Annotated in this window: 23 protein-coding genes; all 23 read right to left on the bottom strand. The window is 55.4% G+C overall.

Features of this window, described 5'->3' with window-relative positions:
* Positions 1-180: 180 nt before the first annotated feature.
* The 23 genes from BLR16_RS25510 to BLR16_RS25395 all read right to left on the bottom strand — a co-directional run bounded on the left by BLR16_RS25510 (position 181) and on the right by BLR16_RS25395 (position 20,737).
* A complete protein-coding gene (locus BLR16_RS25510; RefSeq protein WP_092194579.1) occupies positions 181-1,596 on the bottom strand; it encodes a DNA cytosine methyltransferase in 1,416 nt (471 codons plus the stop codon).
* 339 nt (positions 1,597-1,935) lie between these two features.
* Positions 1,936-2,517, bottom strand: coding sequence for a hypothetical protein (locus tag BLR16_RS25505; protein ID WP_092194577.1), 582 nt, complete (start codon positions 2,515-2,517; stop codon positions 1,936-1,938).
* Complete coding sequence (locus BLR16_RS25500; protein WP_092194575.1) at positions 2,518-3,207, bottom strand: DsbA family protein; 690 nt, start codon at positions 3,205-3,207, stop codon at positions 2,518-2,520.
* Positions 3,204-3,503, bottom strand: coding sequence for a hypothetical protein (locus BLR16_RS25495; protein ID WP_011267019.1), 300 nt, complete (start codon positions 3,501-3,503; stop codon positions 3,204-3,206). Before BLR16_RS25495 ends, BLR16_RS25500 begins: the two co-directional genes overlap by 4 nt.
* Positions 3,500-6,508: a conjugative transfer ATPase gene (locus BLR16_RS25490; protein WP_092194573.1), complete on the bottom strand. Its 3,009-nt coding sequence runs from the start codon at positions 6,506-6,508 to the stop codon at positions 3,500-3,502. The genes BLR16_RS25495 and BLR16_RS25490 overlap by 4 nt, the downstream gene beginning before the upstream one ends.
* Positions 6,508-6,963 (bottom strand): TIGR03751 family conjugal transfer lipoprotein, encoded by a 456-nt coding sequence (locus BLR16_RS25485; RefSeq protein ID WP_074321243.1) that lies wholly within the window; start codon positions 6,961-6,963, stop codon positions 6,508-6,510. Before BLR16_RS25485 ends, BLR16_RS25490 begins: the two co-directional genes overlap by 1 nt.
* Positions 6,941-8,425 carry a TIGR03752 family integrating conjugative element protein gene (locus tag BLR16_RS25480; protein ID WP_003435716.1) on the bottom strand — a complete coding sequence of 495 codons (1,485 nt, stop codon included), beginning with the start codon at positions 8,423-8,425 and terminating at the stop codon, positions 6,941-6,943. Before BLR16_RS25480 ends, BLR16_RS25485 begins: the two co-directional genes overlap by 23 nt.
* Positions 8,415-9,338 (bottom strand): TIGR03749 family integrating conjugative element protein, encoded by a 924-nt coding sequence (locus tag BLR16_RS25475; protein ID WP_024662529.1) that lies wholly within the window; start codon positions 9,336-9,338, stop codon positions 8,415-8,417. Before BLR16_RS25475 ends, BLR16_RS25480 begins: the two co-directional genes overlap by 11 nt.
* Positions 9,335-10,003 carry a PFL_4703 family integrating conjugative element protein gene (locus tag BLR16_RS25470; RefSeq protein WP_024960171.1) on the bottom strand — a complete coding sequence of 223 codons (669 nt, stop codon included), beginning with the start codon at positions 10,001-10,003 and terminating at the stop codon, positions 9,335-9,337. Before BLR16_RS25470 ends, BLR16_RS25475 begins: the two co-directional genes overlap by 4 nt.
* Positions 10,000-10,392, bottom strand: a complete 393-nt coding sequence (locus BLR16_RS25465; protein WP_092194571.1) for a TIGR03750 family conjugal transfer protein — start codon at positions 10,390-10,392, stop codon at positions 10,000-10,002. Before BLR16_RS25465 ends, BLR16_RS25470 begins: the two co-directional genes overlap by 4 nt.
* Positions 10,393-10,407: 15 nt before the next feature.
* The gene (locus BLR16_RS25460) at positions 10,408-10,776 is read right to left on the bottom strand and encodes a TIGR03745 family integrating conjugative element membrane protein (RefSeq protein WP_092194569.1); all 369 of its coding nucleotides are present in this window, start codon (positions 10,774-10,776) and stop codon (positions 10,408-10,410) included.
* Between the two features lie 20 nt (positions 10,777-10,796).
* Positions 10,797-11,036 carry a TIGR03758 family integrating conjugative element protein gene (locus tag BLR16_RS25455; protein WP_005895397.1) on the bottom strand — a complete coding sequence of 80 codons (240 nt, stop codon included), beginning with the start codon at positions 11,034-11,036 and terminating at the stop codon, positions 10,797-10,799.
* On the bottom strand, positions 11,033-11,395 hold the full coding sequence (locus tag BLR16_RS25450) for an integrative conjugative element protein, RAQPRD family (protein WP_003435727.1): 363 nt from the start codon (positions 11,393-11,395) through the stop codon (positions 11,033-11,035). Before BLR16_RS25450 ends, BLR16_RS25455 begins: the two co-directional genes overlap by 4 nt.
* Positions 11,396-11,474: 79 nt before the next feature.
* A complete protein-coding gene (locus BLR16_RS25440) occupies positions 11,475-11,807 on the bottom strand; it encodes a DUF4177 domain-containing protein (protein WP_060400885.1) in 333 nt (110 codons plus the stop codon).
* Between the two features lie 9 nt (positions 11,808-11,816).
* The gene (locus tag BLR16_RS25435) at positions 11,817-13,280 is read right to left on the bottom strand and encodes a UvrD-helicase domain-containing protein (RefSeq protein ID WP_092194567.1); all 1,464 of its coding nucleotides are present in this window, start codon (positions 13,278-13,280) and stop codon (positions 11,817-11,819) included.
* A 9-nt stretch (positions 13,281-13,289) separates the two neighbouring features.
* Positions 13,290-14,039 carry a TIGR03747 family integrating conjugative element membrane protein gene (locus tag BLR16_RS25430; RefSeq protein WP_003317503.1) on the bottom strand — a complete coding sequence of 250 codons (750 nt, stop codon included), beginning with the start codon at positions 14,037-14,039 and terminating at the stop codon, positions 13,290-13,292.
* 39 nt (positions 14,040-14,078) lie between these two features.
* Positions 14,079-16,238, bottom strand: coding sequence for a type IV conjugative transfer system coupling protein TraD (gene traD, locus BLR16_RS25425; RefSeq protein ID WP_092194565.1), 2,160 nt, complete (start codon positions 16,236-16,238; stop codon positions 14,079-14,081).
* An 11-nt stretch (positions 16,239-16,249) separates the two neighbouring features.
* Positions 16,250-16,756: an integrating conjugative element protein gene (locus BLR16_RS25420; protein ID WP_003435734.1), complete on the bottom strand. Its 507-nt coding sequence runs from the start codon at positions 16,754-16,756 to the stop codon at positions 16,250-16,252.
* Complete coding sequence (locus BLR16_RS25415) at positions 16,753-17,310, bottom strand: lysozyme family protein (RefSeq protein WP_016567471.1); 558 nt, start codon at positions 17,308-17,310, stop codon at positions 16,753-16,755. Before BLR16_RS25415 ends, BLR16_RS25420 begins: the two co-directional genes overlap by 4 nt.
* Positions 17,295-18,041: a TIGR03759 family integrating conjugative element protein gene (locus BLR16_RS25410; RefSeq protein WP_092194563.1), complete on the bottom strand. Its 747-nt coding sequence runs from the start codon at positions 18,039-18,041 to the stop codon at positions 17,295-17,297. Before BLR16_RS25410 ends, BLR16_RS25415 begins: the two co-directional genes overlap by 16 nt.
* 8 nt (positions 18,042-18,049) lie before the next feature.
* Complete coding sequence (locus tag BLR16_RS25405; protein WP_092194561.1) at positions 18,050-18,760, bottom strand: hypothetical protein; 711 nt, start codon at positions 18,758-18,760, stop codon at positions 18,050-18,052.
* Positions 18,761-18,920: 160 nt separating this feature from the next.
* Positions 18,921-19,208 carry a hypothetical protein gene (locus BLR16_RS28685; RefSeq protein WP_161437873.1) on the bottom strand — a complete coding sequence of 96 codons (288 nt, stop codon included), beginning with the start codon at positions 19,206-19,208 and terminating at the stop codon, positions 18,921-18,923.
* A gap of 29 nt (positions 19,209-19,237) precedes the next feature.
* A complete protein-coding gene (locus BLR16_RS25395; protein WP_092194557.1) occupies positions 19,238-20,737 on the bottom strand; it encodes a YaaC family protein in 1,500 nt (499 codons plus the stop codon).
* Positions 20,738-20,791: the final 54 nt, after the last annotated feature.

The raw sequence follows: 20,791 nt of genomic DNA, 5'->3' as shown, positions 1-20,791 counted from the left end.
CGCTTAGCGCATTGACCGGCTGGGACAGTAGAGGGACTCCGGAGATCGTATTCGTGGCGATCTGCGCTGTAAGTAGCCTTGCATGCTCAGTAACGATTTGGAAAATCCACAAGCGACTTGGGTGGTACTAAAACCTTTAAAGGATAGTCCGGCGCTACCCGTAAGGTAGGCCGGACGTTTTCAAGCCGCCATCACACCTGCCGGTGTGGCAGTTCTGTGCAGCTTCGTTATCAACTTTCCTACAGCGGCCGCTATCGCTTCGAAAGCGGTATAGATGACAGATTGGCCCAGTATTTCGTGGGCTGTGGTGTTGGATACTCCTTCAACGATCTCAACCGGTATGGTTTTGACGCGAGCATGTTCGCTTACCGTCAGAAGCCTGCTGAGCGCCGGGTTTCTTGGGTGTCGAATAAACGGTTCTGTCGATCTTGCCTTCGCGTACCCACGCCCAATACAACCGCATGAGGTTGCTTCAGGTGTCAGTAGTTGCCTGCGAAAGCCCTTGCCGCTAGCAATGTCGCGCTCCTCTTTACGTCCCAAGTAGTCATAGCACTTCCAGCTTTCATCTGTTTCTGGCACAGCGTCCATGAGATCCTTGAGTGAGCGCTCTTTTGTGCGAAGAGGGGTGATCTGATCCAGTCTCAAAGGCTCAAAAGCCCCATCCGTGTATGCAACCAAAGCCATCCTGGACCTGTTTTCGAAAGCCCCGAACACGGCACCGTCGAGGATGCACTCGAACAGCCTGTAGCCCAAAGACTTCAACACAGATCTGATCACTTCCATCGAAGTGCTGGTTTGGTAATCAGGTACGTTTTCGACAATTGCCACGACTGGGTTGGAGTACCGGACAAAGTCCAGAAAGTCTATGAATAGCGAGCCTGCGGATGGATGTTGTTCGGCTGAGTTGAGTTTATTTTTGGCCTTGCCTGCACGGGAGGCTCCAGTACAAGGAATGCCCGCAACAACCAAATCACATTCCGGGGTGCCCGAGCCGCGTTGCACGTCCCGAACATCCGCACAGATTGCGAATGAAGTGTCTCGCCAAAGCATCGGGTTGTTGCGCAGGCTGGCGTCCAGGTACTGATCTTCAACCTCAATACCAATCCTGACAAACGTATCAATTCCTGAACGCGTCAGGCCGGCGTGTATCGCTCGATCCAGTACGCCTCCACCGTGAAACAGACTGCATACCGCCAGTGGTTCTTGTGCATCGAGCTTGCGCTTCATTCGCGCCAGGCGCTCTTCAATCCTCTTGTCATTGTCGAGGGGGGTGATGACGATCCTTCCCAAACGAATGACAACTCGGACTTTCTCTGCGGTTTTGAACAAGCTTCTGAGGAGGGCTGTCCGGATCTCGATGAGAGGCGTCGTGATTCCATTTTTAACCCGCCTGGAGACCGTGACATCGCCTGTGTTGAGCTCTGGTGATGTGGCTGGCACGAGTTCCAGCCTGGTCTGTCCTTCTGGGCGGATGAGTGAAAAACGAGTTCCAATTTCGATGCCGGCATTTAAAAGCTTTTGGCCCTCAAGCCAAATACGTGGGACGCCGCGGGCCTCCCCTATTTTAGGGGTGATGAGCAGTGAGAAGGTATTCATGTAGGGTTCTCGAAAAGGGAACCCGGCCCAATGGGAGGATTCCCATTGGGTAGTTGAAGTAAGGAGTGTGCAGCCACCAACGTCAGTTGGCCGCTCGCGCTTCCGGTTGCTTTGCGAGCTTTGGGGATGTTCACGCAGCTAGCTGCGTCGAGGCCACGAATAGGTAGCCCTCATTACGGGTTTGAAGCTGAAGTTACTGATCCAGGTTCTTACAAGTTCGCCAGTTGTGTCAACACGATTCTGCCGGAGGAAGACGCGTCCTGCATCTAATTGGCCTCCTGCTTTTACAAGGAAAGTGGCTATTTTGGCCACTATGGTTTGTAGCTAACGTTGAACTGTCTAAGGCTCTGGACCGTACATGCCACCCTTGGCAATCCTGGTGAGGAACTGGCGACATAGTTGAATTGTTGGCTCCTCCCCTAAGCACCCCTCGACGCCATATGGATTGTCCATCCATACAATACCGTCCTCATAGTCCAGGAAGTGGCCATCGACTCGCATCGGTCTACCTGCGTACAACTCCTCTGATAGGTGTTCGGGCGATGGAAGGTCCAGCGCTTTCCAGTCGTTACGCTCGATACACTTGATGGCATAGGCCTTCGACTGCTCCCTTCTGAGTTGTTCTGCAGCCTCTTCGCGCTCCTCCTCAATAACCCCTGCTTCGTGGCTCCAAGCCTGCTCATAGAGGTCCGCGAGTCTGGGAACGTCGCTGAGAATGATGGGACATTTTGCACCGTATGGATATGCGGACGTCGCGAACGGAATCTCGCAGCGCGCTTGCGTCATAGCAAGCTCTTCGACGAGCCAGTACGCCTTGTGGGCAGCATCCCTCGCCATCTGATGAAAGCCAAGTGAGCCATAGCTACGGACCTGGAGCCAAAGCAAGCGCGCTTGCAGAGCTTGTTCAAAGGCTGGATTCATTTATCTATCCCTCGCGCTGGCCAGCCAGTCTATTGCGGAGAGCAGCACGTCACCGTCAGGTGCTCCCTGCAGCTTGATCGAGCGACCAGATTGGTTGTCCTTAATGACCAGCGTAGGGGTGGCTGTGATGCCGTCCTGGCTCGCCTTGTGAGCCTGGCTAATGACGGCCTGCTGCACAGACGGGTTACTCGCAGCGCAGTTATCAATGAAGTGCTGTCGATCTTCAAGCCCAGGGATCTGCGGATTGCCAACAGTTCCAGCACCGTTCGACCGAGTACGCTGATAAATGAGCTCGACTGCGAGCCAAAAAGCCCCATTGCCTCTCTCAATCCCCGCGCACTCAGCCCACCGAGCCTCATAGCTCGCTGCAGGCTCATGCATCGGTAGGGGCAGATGATGCCATTGAAGATTGACGTCTGGATGCTGATCAACCCAGGCTTTGAGGTGTGGGAAGTAATCCTTGCAGTAAGGGCATTCTAGATCTGCATATTCGACGATGGTGAAACGGGCGCCACGGCTCCCGTAAACCCATCCGCCACTATGTCTCCTCTGATCGGCTGCCTGCGCCACGGGGTCACCTGTGACGCCAGGCTTATTCTGCATCACCTTGGTCAGCAGAAAAGGTGAGAAAGCCAAGGCGACCGCACCGATGCAGTAGAGGATTTGCCGGCGCGACGGTCGCTTCTTCATGCGGAGGCCTCTTTGTCGAGAAGCTGTTTTGCCAGCAGCTCCTGATCCAGCAGCGTCAGAAGAGCTTTCTGGGCGCTTTCAGGCTGAGGGTGATGCTCAAGCCACTGATCCAGTGCTTTGTGCAGCTGGGACTGAATCTCCCTGCGATCTACTGCTACATGTTTGACGACTTGTAGGTGCTCGATCAGTACCGGCGCGCAGATCTTCAATGCGAGCAGGGAGTCTTCCTGCGGGCACTGAAGTATTTGGGTAAGACTGTCGATCAGATTTTGAGTCAGGGCATCCATGGCTCTCATGCCAGGTTCTCCAATGCACGGGGTGTTGGGAATGTAATGTTCAGGGGTTCAATACCTCTTTTCCGGTCTAGATCTGCAGCTACTTCCAGGGCAGCTCCCAACTCGTCGACACCCATGGACTGCATCAGGTCGTAGCGCTGTTTTTTCTCTTCCGGCTCGGTCATGGCCAATGCCAGGTACAGGCTCGGCGGAACAGCGCGAAACAGGACTTCCATCGATTTCGAAAGAACCACGCCTTCGGTGTATTTACCGCTTTCTTTGCGTGCTGACAGCATCAAGCCCTTCTGGGCAGGTGTTAGCTCACGGAAACGGGAGATCTTTTCCACTTCGTCAGGCGGCATGTTCAAGCAGATCCACCACTCGATCATGTTGAGCATTGGTGCAGTTGAGGGAGGAAAGTCATCCATGTTCTGTGTTGCCAGCCAGAACCAGGCCCCGAGCTTTCGCCACATTTTGGTGATCTTCATAATGTAAGGGGCGAGGAGGGGGTTTTTGGTAATGATGTGGCCTTCGTCTGTCACGTTGACCAGAGGACGGCCCTTGTACTGATCACGCTCCGCTATGTTGTTCACGGTGTTGATCAGTGAGATGTAAGCGATCGACAACTGGGCGTTGTAGCCCTCACGTGCGTAGGTGGCCAGGTCGACGATGGTCAGATCTGCCTCAGGCCAAGGCGTACCAGTACGGTTGAACATCTCCCCGTCGGCGCCCATGCAAAACATGTCCATGGCTTCGGCCATTTCAAGCATGCGATTGCGTCTCCCCTCAGGAATGGAGGTGTCTTCACCGGCCGCGCGCAACGCATTGCGGACATCTTCCGTCAGGACGGTGCGATCGGCGTCGGAACAAATTCTGGCCGCTGCAAGGATGCACTGTCGGATTACGCTGCGGTCAGCCCGGGTGAGCCGAGCTTCCTCTTTTTCCTCACCGCCGGTGATCATCAAGCGAGCTACGATTTCCATCTCGCCGAGGACATCCCGTTCATCATCGTCCTCATCGGGCTTGGCATTCATGTCCTCGTCAGAGCTTTCTAGGTCATCAGCGTCCAAGGTCTTGACCTGGCTCGGGGTGTTTGCCAATCGAATAGCGTCGGCGAACGGAGCCAGGCTAACGCCCGAGTTCGGGGCCAGCTTGATCCTGTTGACCGTCAACCCAAGCTTTTTCGCGAAATCCCCTAAGAGGCCGAAACTGTTACCCGCCTCGACGATGAACAGGCGCGGTGCGTAAACCGCAATGAGCTGGTTGAGCAGGTTATTCAACGTGGCAGACTTACCTGCCCCTGTGGGGCCGAACAGAAACATGTGGGCATTCATCTGACGATCCAGCTTGTTGAATGGATCAAATGTCAGTGGAGCCCCACCACGGTTGAATAGCGTGATGCCAGGATGCCCGGTACCACTGGAACGACCCCACACAGGGCACAGGTTTGCAACATGCTGGGCGAGCATCATCTGCACGTACCAGTCCATGGCTCGCTTTTGATTGACGTCGAAGTTCCCGGGAAGCCAACGCAGGTAGCTGTTGAGCGGGGCCACCTCGTCGTCAGATGCTACGGGTTCCATACCGGCACCCAGCAATGCGTTGGTCAATTGCATGCTGCGCGCGGTGAGCTGTGCTTCGTCATTTCCCTTGAGGTAAAAGGCGATGCTGCCTCGGTACAGCTTGTGCTCACGACCGATCAGTTTCCTGGCATCGTTTACCGCTTCGCGGGTCAGTAGTGAAGCTTGATTGTCACCCACCGACTTGCGTGCCAGCTTTTCAAGATGAGCCTCCAGCACGTCCTGAGGGGTGATGACCAGGGTGATGGCCAACACAGTGTCCTCAGGCAACTTGTCGAACAGGGCATGCAAGGCATCACCGCCTTTACGTGTTTCGCCAGTCAGGTGGCCGGTCTTCGGGGCTTCGCGCAGCCGATCCAGCATGATGACTCTGTGAGGCTGGCCATCGAAGTACCACAAGCCTTTTTGACTGTCGGATTTTGGCTCTCGATAAAAGAGTCCCTGGGCGAAGTCGTCGCCAGTGACCAGTGGGAGATCCTCGCCGGCATCCTCTGTGCGTTTGTTCACCAGTTGAAAGAAGCGATCAAAGTCTTTGAGCGTCGTTCCCAGGTGATCGGGGTGAGGGTTGAACCACTGCAGGAGCCAATGTCGGATGTCGTAGCCGTCCATCCGTTTGCTTTTAATGCCGGCGTTGGCCAGACCTCCTGTGAAACGCTGACAAATGTTGTCCAGGTGCATGGCAGGGGTTTGGCCACGGAACGCTGCATCACCGACTACCCGGCGATACACGACAACCCGCACGCGGCGCTGCTGGCCACGCCAAGGCAATTTTGAAACTGTGGTGTCTTCAAAAAGCCCACCAGGTTTGGCGATTGCATCGAGGTGATGTTTGAAAAGATCCAGGTACAGCTCCGAGAACGGGCTGCCTTTAGCCTGTGGTCGGATGTATTCACGCAGGTTCCGAAGGTAGTCATCCCAGCTGGTTTCGTCCTTCGCGTAGAACTGTACAACCCAAGGTGAGGTATCGAGCTCGTCAAAACTGTTTTGCAGCGCGTTCTCCAAGGCATCGCGCACCTTGCGAAGCCATTCGGGATCACGGCCTTCAGTGCCGATCGGAGTCAGTTCGAAGAATGCTGCCAAGGATTTGCCATCCTCAAGCAGCATCGCTTGCTCAGCTGGCAGGTACTCAATCCATGGAAGGAGGTCGACAAAGCTCGGCTTGACGTCGTACAGCGCGGCGACGTCGCCAACTGTGGCAGGCTTCTGCTTCGGGTTTCTCCAATCGCCTGGCGCGGGTATGCCCTGATCCTCCAGTCGCTTCAGGTAACGTTCAAGGGCAGCATCCACATCGTTTTGATCTGAAGCTTTCAAATCCTCAACCAGATCATCCTCAGGCTGTTCAAGTTCGACCGCTGAAGGTTCGCTCAGCAGAGGGTCGCCCGCTATATCCGTCTGCGTAGCTGAATTGAGGGACGCGCGGCTTTTGAGCCGTTGAAAAAAAGTCATCAGTAGTCCTCGACCCGCTCGCCAGGCATGGCGTACTGCACACGCTGATAGAGAGGGAACACAGTGGTGTAGCCAGGGACTGGTGCTGGATCGGACCCCGCAAGGTGTGGAAACACGTACATGACCAGATCCGGATTGGGCAGTCGCTTGAACTGGCTGTAGATCTCGTTTTGAGCGGTACGGGTGTAGGCCGCGCTGTCCTGCAAGGGCTGGGTAGCACGTACATCGATTGGACGGCGCAACTCCGAGCGCGCATCGAGCAACTGCCGGCCACTAGCGCTCCCGGCCGAACCGGTCGTGCCTTGGTTCCAGACGTCCATCATGGTGTTTTGACCATGCGGCAGCATTTGCTCTTTGTTTGTCGAGCATCCAGCCAGCAAGCCCGCCGTGAGAACGCAATACAACAGCGCGCTGCGCGCTGACCCCAAGTGATCAATCCAGGTTGGCATTGGCATGGTTCGCTCCTGAGGCGTACTTGACCTTGCGGCCTTTGAGTTCGTAGTCAATTTCCAGCTCTTGGTCGATGTGCAGTGAGACTTGCGCACCAGGCAGGACATAAATGGCCGCGAACGCTTGTCCGTAGAGTTTGTTAACCCAGCTCGAAACATCCGTGACTCCTTGGGTCAGGATCTTTCCCATCGCTTCGTTACCAGACAAACCGGTGCTACCAAGCGTCCCAGAAGCGTTCGAGACGTAAGAGGAGGTGCTTCCCTCGGTCTTGATCAACGATGCTGCTCCAGCACCGGCTGCGGTAATGAGGGCTTGTGAGCCGATGTACTGCTGAGCATTGCTGCGTCGCTCGCCCGCAATACAGGGAATACCGTATGGATCACTTATCCAGCCCAGACCACCCTGGATGGGTTGTTGGTCTCCAGAGTTGTTCTGGTTGTTGTTCTGTTGATTCCCACCCTGAACCGGTGCCGGCAACGTGCGGACAGTGCCGTCGGTAAACACGAAGGTCAGACTTTTGATCTGCCCACGCACGCATGAGAGTGTCCAGTCGCCGGACGCCGTACCGCTTGCCACGGCACCGGCTACGTCTGGAAGGTCGATGCCATTGGCAGTCAGGTTGTCCGGACCGATCAACACCTTGAACGGGTAGGGGTCATTAACCGTCCCATCAACAGGAACCCGGCCGATCAACGCGGACATGGCCACCGACCCCATCAACGTCGAGTTTTGAGGCAGGGTGTAGGCACGTCGTACCTTCTTACGCTCCTGTTGCTGCCCACCCATGTCATCGCGGACGGACTGAGCGCCTGTCGTGAGCGCTTTCTGGCCTCGGTCTACGGACTCGCCGAAGGCTGTAGGAAAGCTGTAGGCGCTGGCTGGGACGCTATTGCCGGCAGTGATCGGTTTACCGTTGCTGTCCAGGGCCGTCGCGTCCTGTGGATCGATCCACACGATGTCTGAACCGCTTGTTTCCGATTTGAACTGTTGGCCATCACCAGGCTGAACACCCAAACCAATCGGTAGGTCCGAATTGGAATTACTGTTTTGTCCCATTCGGGTCAGTTCATCCATCTGTTTGCGCAAGCCCTCCAGCACGCTCTGCTGTTGCTGCTGACTATCCAGCTTGAACTGCTCCTGGGCGTTTTTAAGGCGCTGTTCGACGTTTTGGTCAACGTTTGCCAGTCGCTGTTTGAGCGTCTCGTTGTCCTGCTTGTAGGCATTGTTCTGCGCAATGACGTCTGTGATCTGTTGCTTGAGCTCGCGTCCTTCTGCGACGACCGTGCGCAGCGTGTCGCTCGGCGTGTCGCCTTCCACACCAAGAGCTTTGGCTTGCTCAGCCGTCAGTTTTGGAGCAGGGGTTTCGGTACTTGGTGCGGGGGCACTTCCCAGTGATTTGATGCCGACGAAAATCACAATCAGGAGGAATGGAATCACCAGGTACTTGAGCAGCGGATTACCTTTCATGCTTCGCTCCTTGCGCTGCACGCGGGTCTGCTTGGGTCGCCGAGAATACGGCCGCCTGTGTCAGCCCGTGTCCCCGCGTGACCAGGTACAAGGTCGTGGTGTCACTGGCATCGCCGCGTGATCCAAGGTAAGGATGTTGAAACGCTGCAGTGACGAATTCACCCATGAGCTCGCGAGGGTCAAGCGTGATGCGCTGCGCCGTCTGATTCTGCAGCTTCACAGCAGTCACCCAAAAATCATCCAGACGCCATGCGCCTAAGGGGGTGGACTTCACAGGTAGAGTGGGAAGCAAGGTCCCCAGATCAAGGCTGCGCTCAACCTTCACCTGGGCGATGCCGTCTACAGGCTCAACGGTGCGCAACGGCGCATAGAGCATCTGGGCTGCATAGCGGGTGAGGACGACTGGGATGGGCGTTTCTCGCTTGACCACTTCCTCTGGTTCATCGTCTTCATCGCTTGAACGGTTGGTTGAGTCCGTGCTCTTCGTAGTGGCTTTGGCTGAGCGTGCTGTAGCAGCCCCTCCATAGCGTGCGGATGTTGTTTCACCTTCCACAATCTTCACTGGCTCAAGCGCTGGTTGGCCCGTAGGGGCCTCTGTAGCAGCGATGTCGACCAGAATGATCTCGCCGGTCTTTGCGTTCTGCAGCTGGAGCCGTGTGGGCTCAATCGCTTCCTTCGCAAACAGGTAGATCGCGCCGCCCGTACTCTGCACCCGCAGCTTTTCAGTCAGCGAGCGCGGGAGTCCAACACGAACATTCTGATCAACGAAGACGATGCGTTCCTGATTGATGCGCAGAGGAATGGCCAGCGGCAATCGCTCCCAGCGGAGAATCTCGACCGCCGAGGCGACCTGGGCGTTGCCAGCCAACACCGCCAGTAATGTCGAGCATGTGATTACTCGCAGAACACTCATTTGAAGACTCCTTTCGACGGAGTTGCGGGAGCTTCAACATTGCCCTCGATGCGTTGTGGTGCGCCGTTGTAGCAGTCCCAGGCCAAACCGAAGGGGTTGGTTTCGGGGTCGACGTCCATCCGTACAACGTGGAGCGGATATCTCGCGAGGGCACGCTTGACCAACTGCCCGCCGTAATACTCGTCTGCTGTGATATCGAGCGTGACAGTCCAATCATCGATAGAGTTGGTCACCGTCCTGATTTCTGGCGAATCTCCATAGCCTCGACCTGGAATTTCATACACACCCCGGACGCGCTTGCGTAGCTCACCGCTAGACCTGCGCAGTTCAAAATCACTCTGCAGGTAATGCTTGCAAGATGGCGTGATGTAAGCATCCAGACGGGTGATATTTGCTTGGTAATCCTGCTCGCCGTCGACCGGCCACCGATTCATCTGCTGAAAGATGTACAGGCCGAATGTGTATACAGATTGGGGAGGGACATCCCACCACATTCGCGTGCTTCCAGACCGCAGATCTGGCGGAACATGAACGGTCAATTGTTTCGGCGCACTCCACCAGCCGAAACCAAGGCCTGCTGCCACCAGCGCGATCAAGACAATCGCTATCCTCAAGCTGTTGATGTGGGCACGCTGGGAGTCGGCCAACTTCAAGAAACGGCTCATTGTTGCTCGCTCCGGCGGCAAGTCCAGTTGCCTGATCGAAGGACCAGGTTGGCTTTGTTGAATGAGGTCGGGCCGAGCATTGCCGTCTGGAGCTGGACCCTGCGGTAGATCCATGTCTCCGGTCTACCGCGTTTGAGGCGTCGCAAGACCCGAGATGCGATGAGCAGTCCCAATACTCCTCCTACCAGGGCGCACACCACGGGCATTGATGGTGTGATGATGAAGGCCAGCGGCAGACCAATTACAAAGCCTATGCCGCTGCAGCCGAATACGGTTGCCCACATCTCATCAGCCGTAAGACCACCAATCACCACGGGCTGGTTATTCAAGCGACTGGGCAGAAAACGCAGGGTGCCGTCTTCATGCTGATCTTGCTGGAGCTCAGTCATGGGAGCCTCTGCGACTTAAAGGATGTTGGTAGCGGTGGTGACCAGGTAGATCGTGACGCCAATCAGGCAAACACCGACGACGGCGGTACTGCCCAAGTCAGCCCATTTGGCCTTGCCCATGTGGATTTCGTGGTAGACGCCCAGCGCATGTCGCCCCACCAGAACGATGCCGAACGCGCACAAACATAGACCCAGTAGCATGAAGCCGTCGTAGGCATAGTTTTGGAAGGTCTGCAGGAAGCTGGTCCCAGTGCCGCGCGTGGGGGCTTGTGCACCCGGTAGGGCCGCAAAACTACTGCCGGGGGTGGCGGCTATCAGCAGGGCCGAAAAAGGCCGGCGTTTCAAAAAGGCACGTGCCTGAGTGAACAATGAATGCAGCGTCATCTTTATCTCCTTGGAAAAAATCAACTCAACAACATGAAGGTCATGATCATGAACAGCACTGCCCAGCGAGCTGCGGAGGCAGCAGCAACCATTCGGTCTAGGTTTTGGGTCGCCCACCCCCGATAAATGCTTAGGAAGACCCAGACACCCCATAACGTGAGGATGCCCATAGCGATCCCCGTCCACAGCGTGTTGCTGTTGGCCGGTGAAAAGCCGGCAGCGGCCTGAAATGCACTGATTTGGGTGGAGGACATCGTCATGGCGTGTGTTCACCGCTGACGTTGTAATGGCCTGATAGCTCCACGGGGTCGCGGGGCTGAGCTCGGGAGGGCGACAGGTAGTCCTGCAGGCCCTGGCGGATGCGAGCTATGTCGCTGACTAACCTGGAGTAATCCAGGTGATAGCGCTGAGCCGATTCACTTGGCAGGTCAGCGCTGCGCTGCGCAACGGCCTCTAGCGCATTGAGCTGGCGAATCATGACTTCCACATTGGCTTGCTCGGAAGCCGTACCGGCTGCTCGGGCATGCGAGGAAAGCAGCGGTGTGCATATGAGGACTGCAGACAGGCAGATCTGCATGCTTGAAAACGCTGGTTTGATCGCGGGGAGTTTGATTTTCACGTCGCGGGCCTTGGAAGCTGTAGGAATCTATGCCCACAGCATGACCATCGGCCCGGATGGAATCAGTACGAAACCCTTTTTAGGTCTGAGGGGGTTTGTCCAATGAAGTTAAAGATGCGGTGCTGCGTTTGAAGAAGAACAAAAATCCAGTGCTGATCGCGTAACCGAACGCCCAGCCCTGTGCGTTTTGGTTGCCAATTTGTTCATGGCCACGATTGATCTGCTGAACGCTCACCAGCTCCCATCCTTCTCTGCCGTGGCGATTCAGGACGGCCAGTGTTTCAGGGTTGCTCAAATATCCGTGGATGTCCGGTTCGGTAGTGTCGTCCGTCGACTTGAACATCAGCACGCCGCTGGTAACGGTTTTGTAGGGGAGTGGGACGAAGGTCTGGGTGTATTCAAAAGTGGTCATGGGTCAGCCTCACGCAGTGGCCGCGATTACGGATCGGTTGTCTTTGAAGCGCTGCATGATGTCGATCACCAGCGAGTTGACGGCCAGAATCTTCATGGCTCGTGTGACAGCTACGTACAGAAGGTTCAGCTCATCATCACGTTTGCCGGCGTCGATGTCAGGGGAAAGCGGATCAGCAGAAAAGTCGTCATAAAGTCCAACGAAGTCCCACTCCAGACCTTTGGCTCTGTGCGCAGTGGTAAGGGTCACGGTTGCATCGAGCTCTGACGTGACAGATGCAGCACGCAGCTGTTCGATTCGTTGGGGCAGATCCGCATAGTTTTCGATGATTTTGATCGAGCGCAGCATCTCAGGATCCTGCGTGGCCTTCGCGATCACGACATACTGGTCGTAATCGGCATAGTCGGTCAGCAATTTGCGCTGCTGGACCTGGTCATTCATTTGCCTGCTGAAATAGAACAGGTCCTCCAGATCGCGCAAGGAATAGCTGTCGATCCCTCCGATCCACTGCATGCGGTGGTTTTGGTTGACCAGGCGCAGCGCGTTCTCGATCACACCGCTCACAGTACGGTGCAGGTAGGTGCGGTGAGGGAGATCGTCCGGTAAGGTTCGTTTCACCAACGTCGGCTGTCCCAGGCCTTGCAGGGGGATCTTTTCACCCTTGAAGGAAAGGATGACGTTGGCCACGTAGGCAACAGCCGGTCCAAATCTGAAGCTCTGAGTCAGGAAGTGCTTCTCGGCGCCCTTCATCGCCGGGCTGTTTAAAGCATCCACAGCGCCTCTGAACCGATACAGCTGCTGATGCCGATCACCTACAGTGACTTGAGTTATTGTTTGGATCTGGACCAGATTCGCGATGACCGGGTTCACGTCCTGCCCTTCGTCGAGCAAAATCGCACCGAAACGCTGGCTCAGATCTGGCTGGCTCATCTGGTACAGCTTCAGATAGCCATCGTGCGTCATGGGGACTGAGCGATCGTTGATATCGACCATCTTCTGCCAAACGTCTCTGGTCAGGTTGAGCGCTTTACTCATGTACTGCTGCTGGACCGAGGTCAGTGTGCGGTTGCTCTGGAATCGCACAAAGTGGTCTTCCAGCAGCTCCAGATCCTTGCTGGCCATGAAGGCATTGAGGGTAGAAACGATATCTTTGGCCAGCTCCCAATCTTGGGTATTGATCGTCCTCGCGATGTCGGTCAAACGCAGATTGCCAGCCTGCTTGTGTTTGTACTGGCTGCCATAGACAGCGTAGGCGAGGCCGTGAGCTGTTTTGCAGGTCACATTGCGTGGAAAACGATTCTTTGCCGCGATCTCAACGGCTTTGTTGTAGCAGAGGTACAGCATTTTGACCGACGAGTTATGCGTGGCGTAACCGACGAGTGTCGTTGTCTTCCCGGTACCGGCAAACGCCTGGACCAGTAGCTTCTTTGCGAAGGAGTGAATAGCTGGCAGTTGTTCTTCTGTCCATTGCATGGAGGGCACCTAAAGGTATTTTTTGAAGCTGGACGCCGTAATGCTGACCGCCAGGCCGAGCAGTGCCGCGCATGGCAGGAGCACTAGCAAAGGGCTCACGCTGAATGGCAAAGCCAGGTAAAGGCTCCAGGGGACTATCACCAGCGGCACCATCGTTGCTCGAGCTTTGTGATAGAGGTAGCTGGACTCGCGGCCGGCACCGAACCGCCGCAAGTCTCTGCGCACCAGCCCGTCCACAAAACCAACAAATGCCGTCATCACAAATAACGGGATTGCGAGGGTCAGGATCACCAGACGCACGCAAAACACCAGTGTCGTGTAGAGCGCCGCAAGGCCGTAATCCTGAAACTTGCTGACTCCCACGCCGAGCATGTAGCGCATATCGAAACCGCGTGATCGTTGTCCTGTCGCAGCATAATCAGAGGTGTGTTGAACCCAGTCCTGAAGCCCAGTCTTGACCACCAGCCAGTCATATGTGGTTTGAACCAGCCATGTCGCCGTTCGGCCTGGCTCTTGAACAACCACACTCTGCAGGAACCCCTTGGAGAGCCAGCTGAGTTCATGATCGAGCATTGCACGAGCATGCTGCCAACCGGCCTCCGGCCAGAAAAAGTACATGCAGATCCATTCGACGATAATGGCTCCCCCCAGAGAGAGGAACATTACTGCCGCGAATCGGAAGGGCAGGGTGAAGAGAGATCCTATGAACGACTGTTCGTGGTCTTGTTGCTGTTTCGCGCGATCGGCAACGTCAGCCATATCAGATGCCCCCTTGCCGATCGCTCAACCCGCCGAGAGTCATGCCGCATCCTCAGGTGCAACAGCGATTTTTTTGAAGTCGTCGAGCAGATCTGCAGGCAGGGACTCGTTGAGCGTCTGATAACCAGGCGCTGACCACCAACCCGTGTCGTCGACCTTGCCCACCTGATAGGTCTGACGCATGCTTTCCGCCAAGGCTTGCAGATCTGCCGGCATCACCTCATCAGGATCATGCCCAGGCAAAGGCATTCTGACTTTCCACAGATTGCCGCCTTCCATGAGCGCAAAGCATTGGCCCTTGGGCAGGCCGACGACATGCGCTGGCTCAATCATTGGCACGCTGACCTGTTGCACCTGGTCATGACTGGAGGACGTGAACGCGGTGTTGCCCGTTGCACTGTCATTCGCCGAGCTGGCCGGAGTGGACGTGAAAACCTGAACCTTGGGCAACTGGTTTGTCAGCAGCTCGGCGGTGGACGTTTCGCGGACGCGCAGCATGAACACGTTGTTGAAGTTGCCGATCACCTGGCCGGCCTTGGCTTTGTTGCCGATCTTTGCTTCGATATCGCTCATGGTCTGGGTGTACGCAGTCACCTGCATGCCGGCACCGCCGCCCTTGTTGATCATCGGAATGAATTCTTCACCCATCAGCTCGTTGAACTCATCGGCGTGGAGGTTGATAGGCACCTTGGTGCCAGGGACGCCGCCCGGTAGTCCGTCGTCGACGCCGAACTTGTAGATATGGCCTGCGACCGAGACCAGGTCGGAGAACATCGAGTTGCCGACGGCAGCGGCGACCTCCGTGTCCGACAAAGCGTCCAGGCCGATATAGACCACGGCCTTTTTGCGGACCACCTGCATCCAATCAAAGATCGGTCGAGGATCGTTCACGTCCTGATAGTCCGGCGAGATCAGTTCCGCCATGCGGCCTGTTGTCAGCTTCTCAAGCAGTGGCAGCAGCGAGGCGACGATCTTGTCGAAATAGGTCTTGTCGTAGCGGACCGCGCTGCGCAGTCCATCCATCACTGGATCTGCCACGCGCGTCTGAGACAGGTATTGATCGATGGCCACCACACGGAACGGCCGGCCCTTCATGTTGAACGGTACGTTTTTTTCGTTGAGCTTGCCCTCAATAGCGACGATCGCCTCCCAAGCCTTTGGATCATATTCATCAAAGTATTTAGAGGCATACTCCTGGAAGATCCCTTCAATGTTGATCACGTGCTGCTGGATCTGCAGGTAGTCAGGTCGACGGCCCAGCGCGACGAGGGCTCTTGCGATGATGTTCACGAAACGCCAGGCGAATTCACGGAATGCTGCTGAGTTACCTTCCCCGGAGAGTTGCCCAGCGATCCTAGTGGCCACCTCCGAAATCCGCCCAAAACGCCCAACGGCGTTGTAGCGTGCCGAGTGATCTGGCCAGCCCAGGTGGAACACATAAAATTCGTTCAGGCGGCCGGCGCGTTTGGCTTCGAGATACATGCGCTTGAGCAAATCTGCATCGCCCTTCGGATCAAAGACGATGACGACCTCGTGCTGGCCGTGCTTTTTCCGCCGAATGTCCTGAGTGATGAACAACTCAGCCAGGCGCGTTTTTCCGACACGGGTTGTGCCCAGAACAATCGAATGGCCTACTCGCTCGCCCAAAGGAAGGGAGACGTTCTCCTCGTATGGCTCGATGCCGTGCAGCCGTGGCAAGCCCCCGACGGGTGGCAGAGGTCGCACAGGATTGATGGGCACGTCCCATGATGTGGCTCTGGCCAGAAGTCGGACAGGGTATGGAGCAAACTCCGCTCTTTCCTCAAAACGACGCGCTGCGCGGAACAGTGGGGTGGCTTCAACGTAGCTGGAGTACTTCGGCAGGTAAGTGTCCATCAGCCGCTGGGTATGGCGCTGCTGCCAGCGAAAGCCAAGACCGATGAACAGACGTTGATTGCTCACCGGCACTTCTTTACTGGTCATCGTGTAATGAGGCAGTCGACGGATGTTTCGACGATAGCGCAGCACCTGCCAAGCTTGTTTCAGACGCACTAAGCCCAAAGCGAGAAAGCCCGCGGAGGTCACGATGCCGAACAGCGGAGTAAGCGCAAACGCCCAGGGAGCGAACACGCACAGGAATGCACCTGCAGCGCACACGTACACGGTGTACAGCTCTACGGCGGGTCTGAGAAGTGATTCAATGGCGTAATCCTGAGCCATAACCCGACCTCCTATTGCTCGATGGCGGTTGGGGTGATCAACACCGGATAGTGATTCAGGCCGAGTCGTTGAGAAAGCTCGTCACCTGATGCGGGGGACACGAGCGCGTCGGGCAACCAACTCCTGACTACGGCAAGTCGTTCTTGTGTGGCCACGTTGACCACCAGTCCTACGGCCTGCATCTGCTTCAGCACCGCACCGCGTTCTTGTAGCCATCGGCGTGATGTTTCATCGTCACCGATCAGGAACAAAGGCTGCAGGCCTGGCGCGTTGATGATTCGGCCCTGAACTGTCCCCGGAGTCATTCGAGTGGTGCGTACCGGCAAGCCCTGTGCTGCTACAGGATCCAGTTGCGAGGTCAGGTCATTTGAGACAGAAGAGGACGGCTCGGGATTGAGAGATCGATAGTAAGGCAGCGCTGAGTCACCACCTTTGTCTTCAACCACGGTGAGCTCTGCAGCTTGGCAGATCATAAATGGCAGGCAGAGCGCTGCGCCGAGGATCACTGATCGGGTCATGGATTGGTCACCAGCATTTGGATGCCGGTTACCCGGCTGAGATGTTTGGCAAAGGCCTTGCGGTAATTGGCGGCTGGAGCGCCGCCGGCAGGCCGGTGATAGCGTCCGGCTACGGTGATCCAGTCACCGCCAAGCGCGCGCAGTTCGGCGAGCATCTGTGCAGCTACATCGAGGTTCTTGTAGGGATTCAGCGCGTCGCACGGATTGCTTGATTTAAATCTCTGGCCGTTCCAGCCCATGTTGACCTGACCTAATCCGACGTCGACCCGCTTGGGACCCGCCTGCGCGAGTGCGATGATAAGTGCGGTGCAGGCATCGGCACGGGTTGCAAAACGATAACTAGCGCCGGCAACGTTCAGCGTCCAAGGCCACGGGACCAGTTGGCCCCGCAGTGGCGTCCCACTTTCCTGCAGTGCCACCGAGTAGAGCACTTCCGACGGAATGTTCGCGGCGTGGGCAGCCAACTGATAAGCCGGTGGGGGAAGCTCGGCTGCATGGCTTGTCAACGCGAAGCACAGCAGGGCAAGGCCTGCCCACGTCACTGACGCAGCCATTGCCCATTCACCTCTCGCACAACGGCCGGTAACTCGCCACCCAAGCTCAGGCCAAGCCAACGTCCACCGTCATGGTTGAGGGTGATTTGCCGGGATCTGACATTCGCAGGGTCGATCCCCGAGACAATCGCCCAGTTGCGAATTCGCTCATCGTCGTTCTGGCTACCCACCATGTAAACATCAAAAGGCTGCTTCTGAGCTTGAAGGGCCTTAACCCGAACTGAGCACTCCGGGCAATCGTCCTTGACGAACACTGCCAATCGGCCATTGCCCTGGTTAGCAGGGCTCGCGGTCGCCCCTTGGGATGCCGAACTGGCGATGGGCATCAGATTGGGATAGAGGCGTTTAAAGGCATCGTCATATGCGCGTTGATAAGCCAATTCTTTTGCCGTGCGCTGCGCCTCGGCTTTGACCTGGAGCTCTGCATACCGCCGGCGCTCTTCATCATTGCGGGCTTCGATACCCAACGCAGTCAGGGGATCCAGCCCGGGGGAATACACACCTCGTGAACTCTGCATCAGCGTTTGATAGCGCTGCCATTCTTGAGGGCTGAGGTTCCAATCTCGTGCCAGCATCTCGTCGCTCGATTGCGATTGGCTGTCTAGCAAGGCGCTCTGCTGCTCTCTACTGGTGGACTGCGCTGAACTATTGCTGGCGGCGTTGGCCATGCCAGTTGCTGAGAGCAGGATGACTCCCGTCAGTGTGAACATTCGCAAGTTGTAAATGGACATGTGAACCTCTAAGGGCGCAGGGGCAGAATGCGGGTGGAGCCGTTGATGCTGAACAGGGCGCGCGAGTCATCCAGGCTGTTGAGCTGCCAGTTGCTCCCCGCGACCACGTCGCCCGGGCGTACCAAGTTCAATTGACTCAGTTGAGTGCTGCCAGGCGGGGCAACTGACAAGAAACGTTCGCCCCCGCGATACTCCACACCCACGACCGAAAACGGTGGAGGTGCCTCCGGTGCTTTGGTTTGTGCTGTTGTTTTGCGGGAGGGGGGTGAAGTCTTTGGCTTGGCTGCCGTGATTTGAACAGATGCTGGTTTAGCCGCACGCAGGTCTTGGAGTTTCACCTGCAGCTCCTCGATCCGAGCCCCCATGACCACAACCTCTTCCATTGTGGCACCCTGCTGGGCAGCGTCCTTCGCCGCCTCCTGCACCTGCTTCAGGAGGGCTTGAACGGCATCGATGCGGTTGGACAAAGCCTGCTGGCCGGCTCTGAAATCATCGATGGTCACGGACTTCATCTGGCTGGCGGCATCGAGCCGGTCATCCACGCCATTGATGCGTTGGGTGATGGCGTTGACGGTTTCCAGGTTCGCAGCAGATTCAAAACCCGTTTTCAGATGGAGAATCTGCCATTGCTGGTAGACCAGCATGCCGATCAGGACGATCAAGGCCAGGATTTGCAGTACGTTGGCGCGGGAAAGAGAAGGGCGCAGTGGCAGCTTCATGGAGGACCTCACTCAAGATGTGAGGCACGTTCGCAAAAACGAAGTCCTGAAGCAGCAGGAAACCGTTTTTCAATCGGAATGGGTTTCCAATGCGTCGGACAGCATGGTGTTGAAAACGTGGACTAAATGTCCACTTTTCAGAAGATCCGACTTAAAGAAATTACATAATCAGATAAAAAGCCAGGAAGACACATACGACTGCACCCATAGTTCCATATCTAAACCGTTGCATGTGTTTCATGTAGTAGCCTGTCAAGATTTCATGTTCATCTTTTGGGGTTAAACACATGTCCGATCGGGCATGGCGCAGAACTGAGTTAGAGAATTCATTTTTTTTCGGACAGCTCTTTTCCTGGAAATAAAAAAAGATCTGGCAGGCCGCATAGATGCTGGCGAGCGTTCCTAGTATCATGAAGGCTAGTGATATATATGCAGTACTGTTGCTCATTGAATTCCATCCTTTGCAAAGTTCTTGGTTTAGAAGGTCCCTGGCACTTTTGAATAGATGCGCTGATCAGTGATGCTTTCGAGAAACTGCTCTGGCAGGACTCGTTCAAATATATCCAAAGTCATTTTTACTAATGTCAGATGTTCGTCCCAATCACCACCTTCCACACGCCTCCAGGCACTGGGCATGTATCTAACCAAGATTGAAAGCGCATAAAGTAATGACAGGCTGACAGCGCGATATTCAAAGACGCCTCCGAGAACAGGTAGAATCAGAGCACTTCCCTCAAAAAAGGGACTTTGATGTAAGGGCAAGGCTTGGTGCCAATGCTCAAAGTTATCGTGGTCTACTCGTACCCGGAAAATGGCTTCCTTGGATCCGTTGTCGTGCTTTCTCTCTATTTCAGAAATAGCCCATTTGTTGGATGAAAGACGATCAATGCTGAGTTTTGAACTTGGGTCAATAAGGTTTATGTAGCTGCTGCTGGTATGATGGTTTCTCAACTGATAGCCAGCTCCCGAGTCGAAGGCAGTATTTACCCAGGATGGTTCGGACTCGTAAACGTCATGATACAAGCTGCCAAGCTCTGGCAATGTTGAAAATAATTGCTCTATTGATGCAAAAGTACCTGTTGTGTAAGAATTTAAGTCACTCGTGGTTGTGGCTTTTTTTCGAGGGAAATTGCTCACGTCATGCCCAAGAAAACTAACCCAGCGGGGAAAAAAACCTGTGGCCAGTAGTCCAACCGTGAGCCCTCCAAAATCATCGGTGCCAGATGGGACGGTATACAAGCCATGCCCGTTCTTCGTCATCCCTTCGACTTCATCTAGGTCGCTTGGCCCGTACGGTGCTGATAGCATTTCCGCGAATGCCAGCGCCAATGAGCCATAGTACAAACTCAGAACTCTTTTGTTTAAGCTTTCATTTGCTGCGCTCTTGAAGTAATCGGCAGCGCTTCTGACAGAGAAAGCTACCCCAGCAGCTTTGCTCTCCAACAGTGCCTCCTGCAGCTCCACACCGCTCTCTAAGTATCTACGGGTGATTAGTTTTTTAGCAAGTGAAGTACTAGCAAGTTGATTAAGATGCGCCCAAATTCCGTCAATTGGTTTTTCGGCTGTGATTCGAATTATACCTTGGCGTGGCCTGTTGTTTACGGAGACCTCTGCTGGGGGGGAAAGAGCTCTGCTCCAATCGATCATGAGCGGGAAGAACTCGCTTATCGGTGATACTTTACAATTAATTCCGAAGGCAAAGCTGTCGATCATGTAGAGCTCGCCATTCGTGAATATATGTTCAACCTGTTTGTCCAAATATTTATAATGCAGATTGTCTGTGGCAGATGAATACATAAGCGCGACCTTATGCTCATGCCCCTGCTTGACGGCAGAAACTATCAAGAACTCCCCAGGAACTTGCCTCGACGTGATGTCTGCACTCCATCCGTAGGAGCGTAGTGGTTTCACAATTTGCTGTTCTGCGGCTTTTTCCAATATGTCCATTCTTAGAGCTGAGCCTGTATCAGTAATCATGTCATTTCCTTAGGCATGGGTTAGTAGCAAACTTCCCATAGCGTAGCAAAATCA

This window comes from Pseudomonas sp. BS3767 (genome assembly GCF_900099665.1).
In the GTDB taxonomy this organism is placed as follows: domain Bacteria; phylum Pseudomonadota; class Gammaproteobacteria; order Pseudomonadales; family Pseudomonadaceae; genus Aquipseudomonas; species Aquipseudomonas cerasi.
The sequence above is the reverse complement of the archived record's forward strand: the minus strand, read 5'-3'. Positions and strand labels throughout refer to the sequence as shown.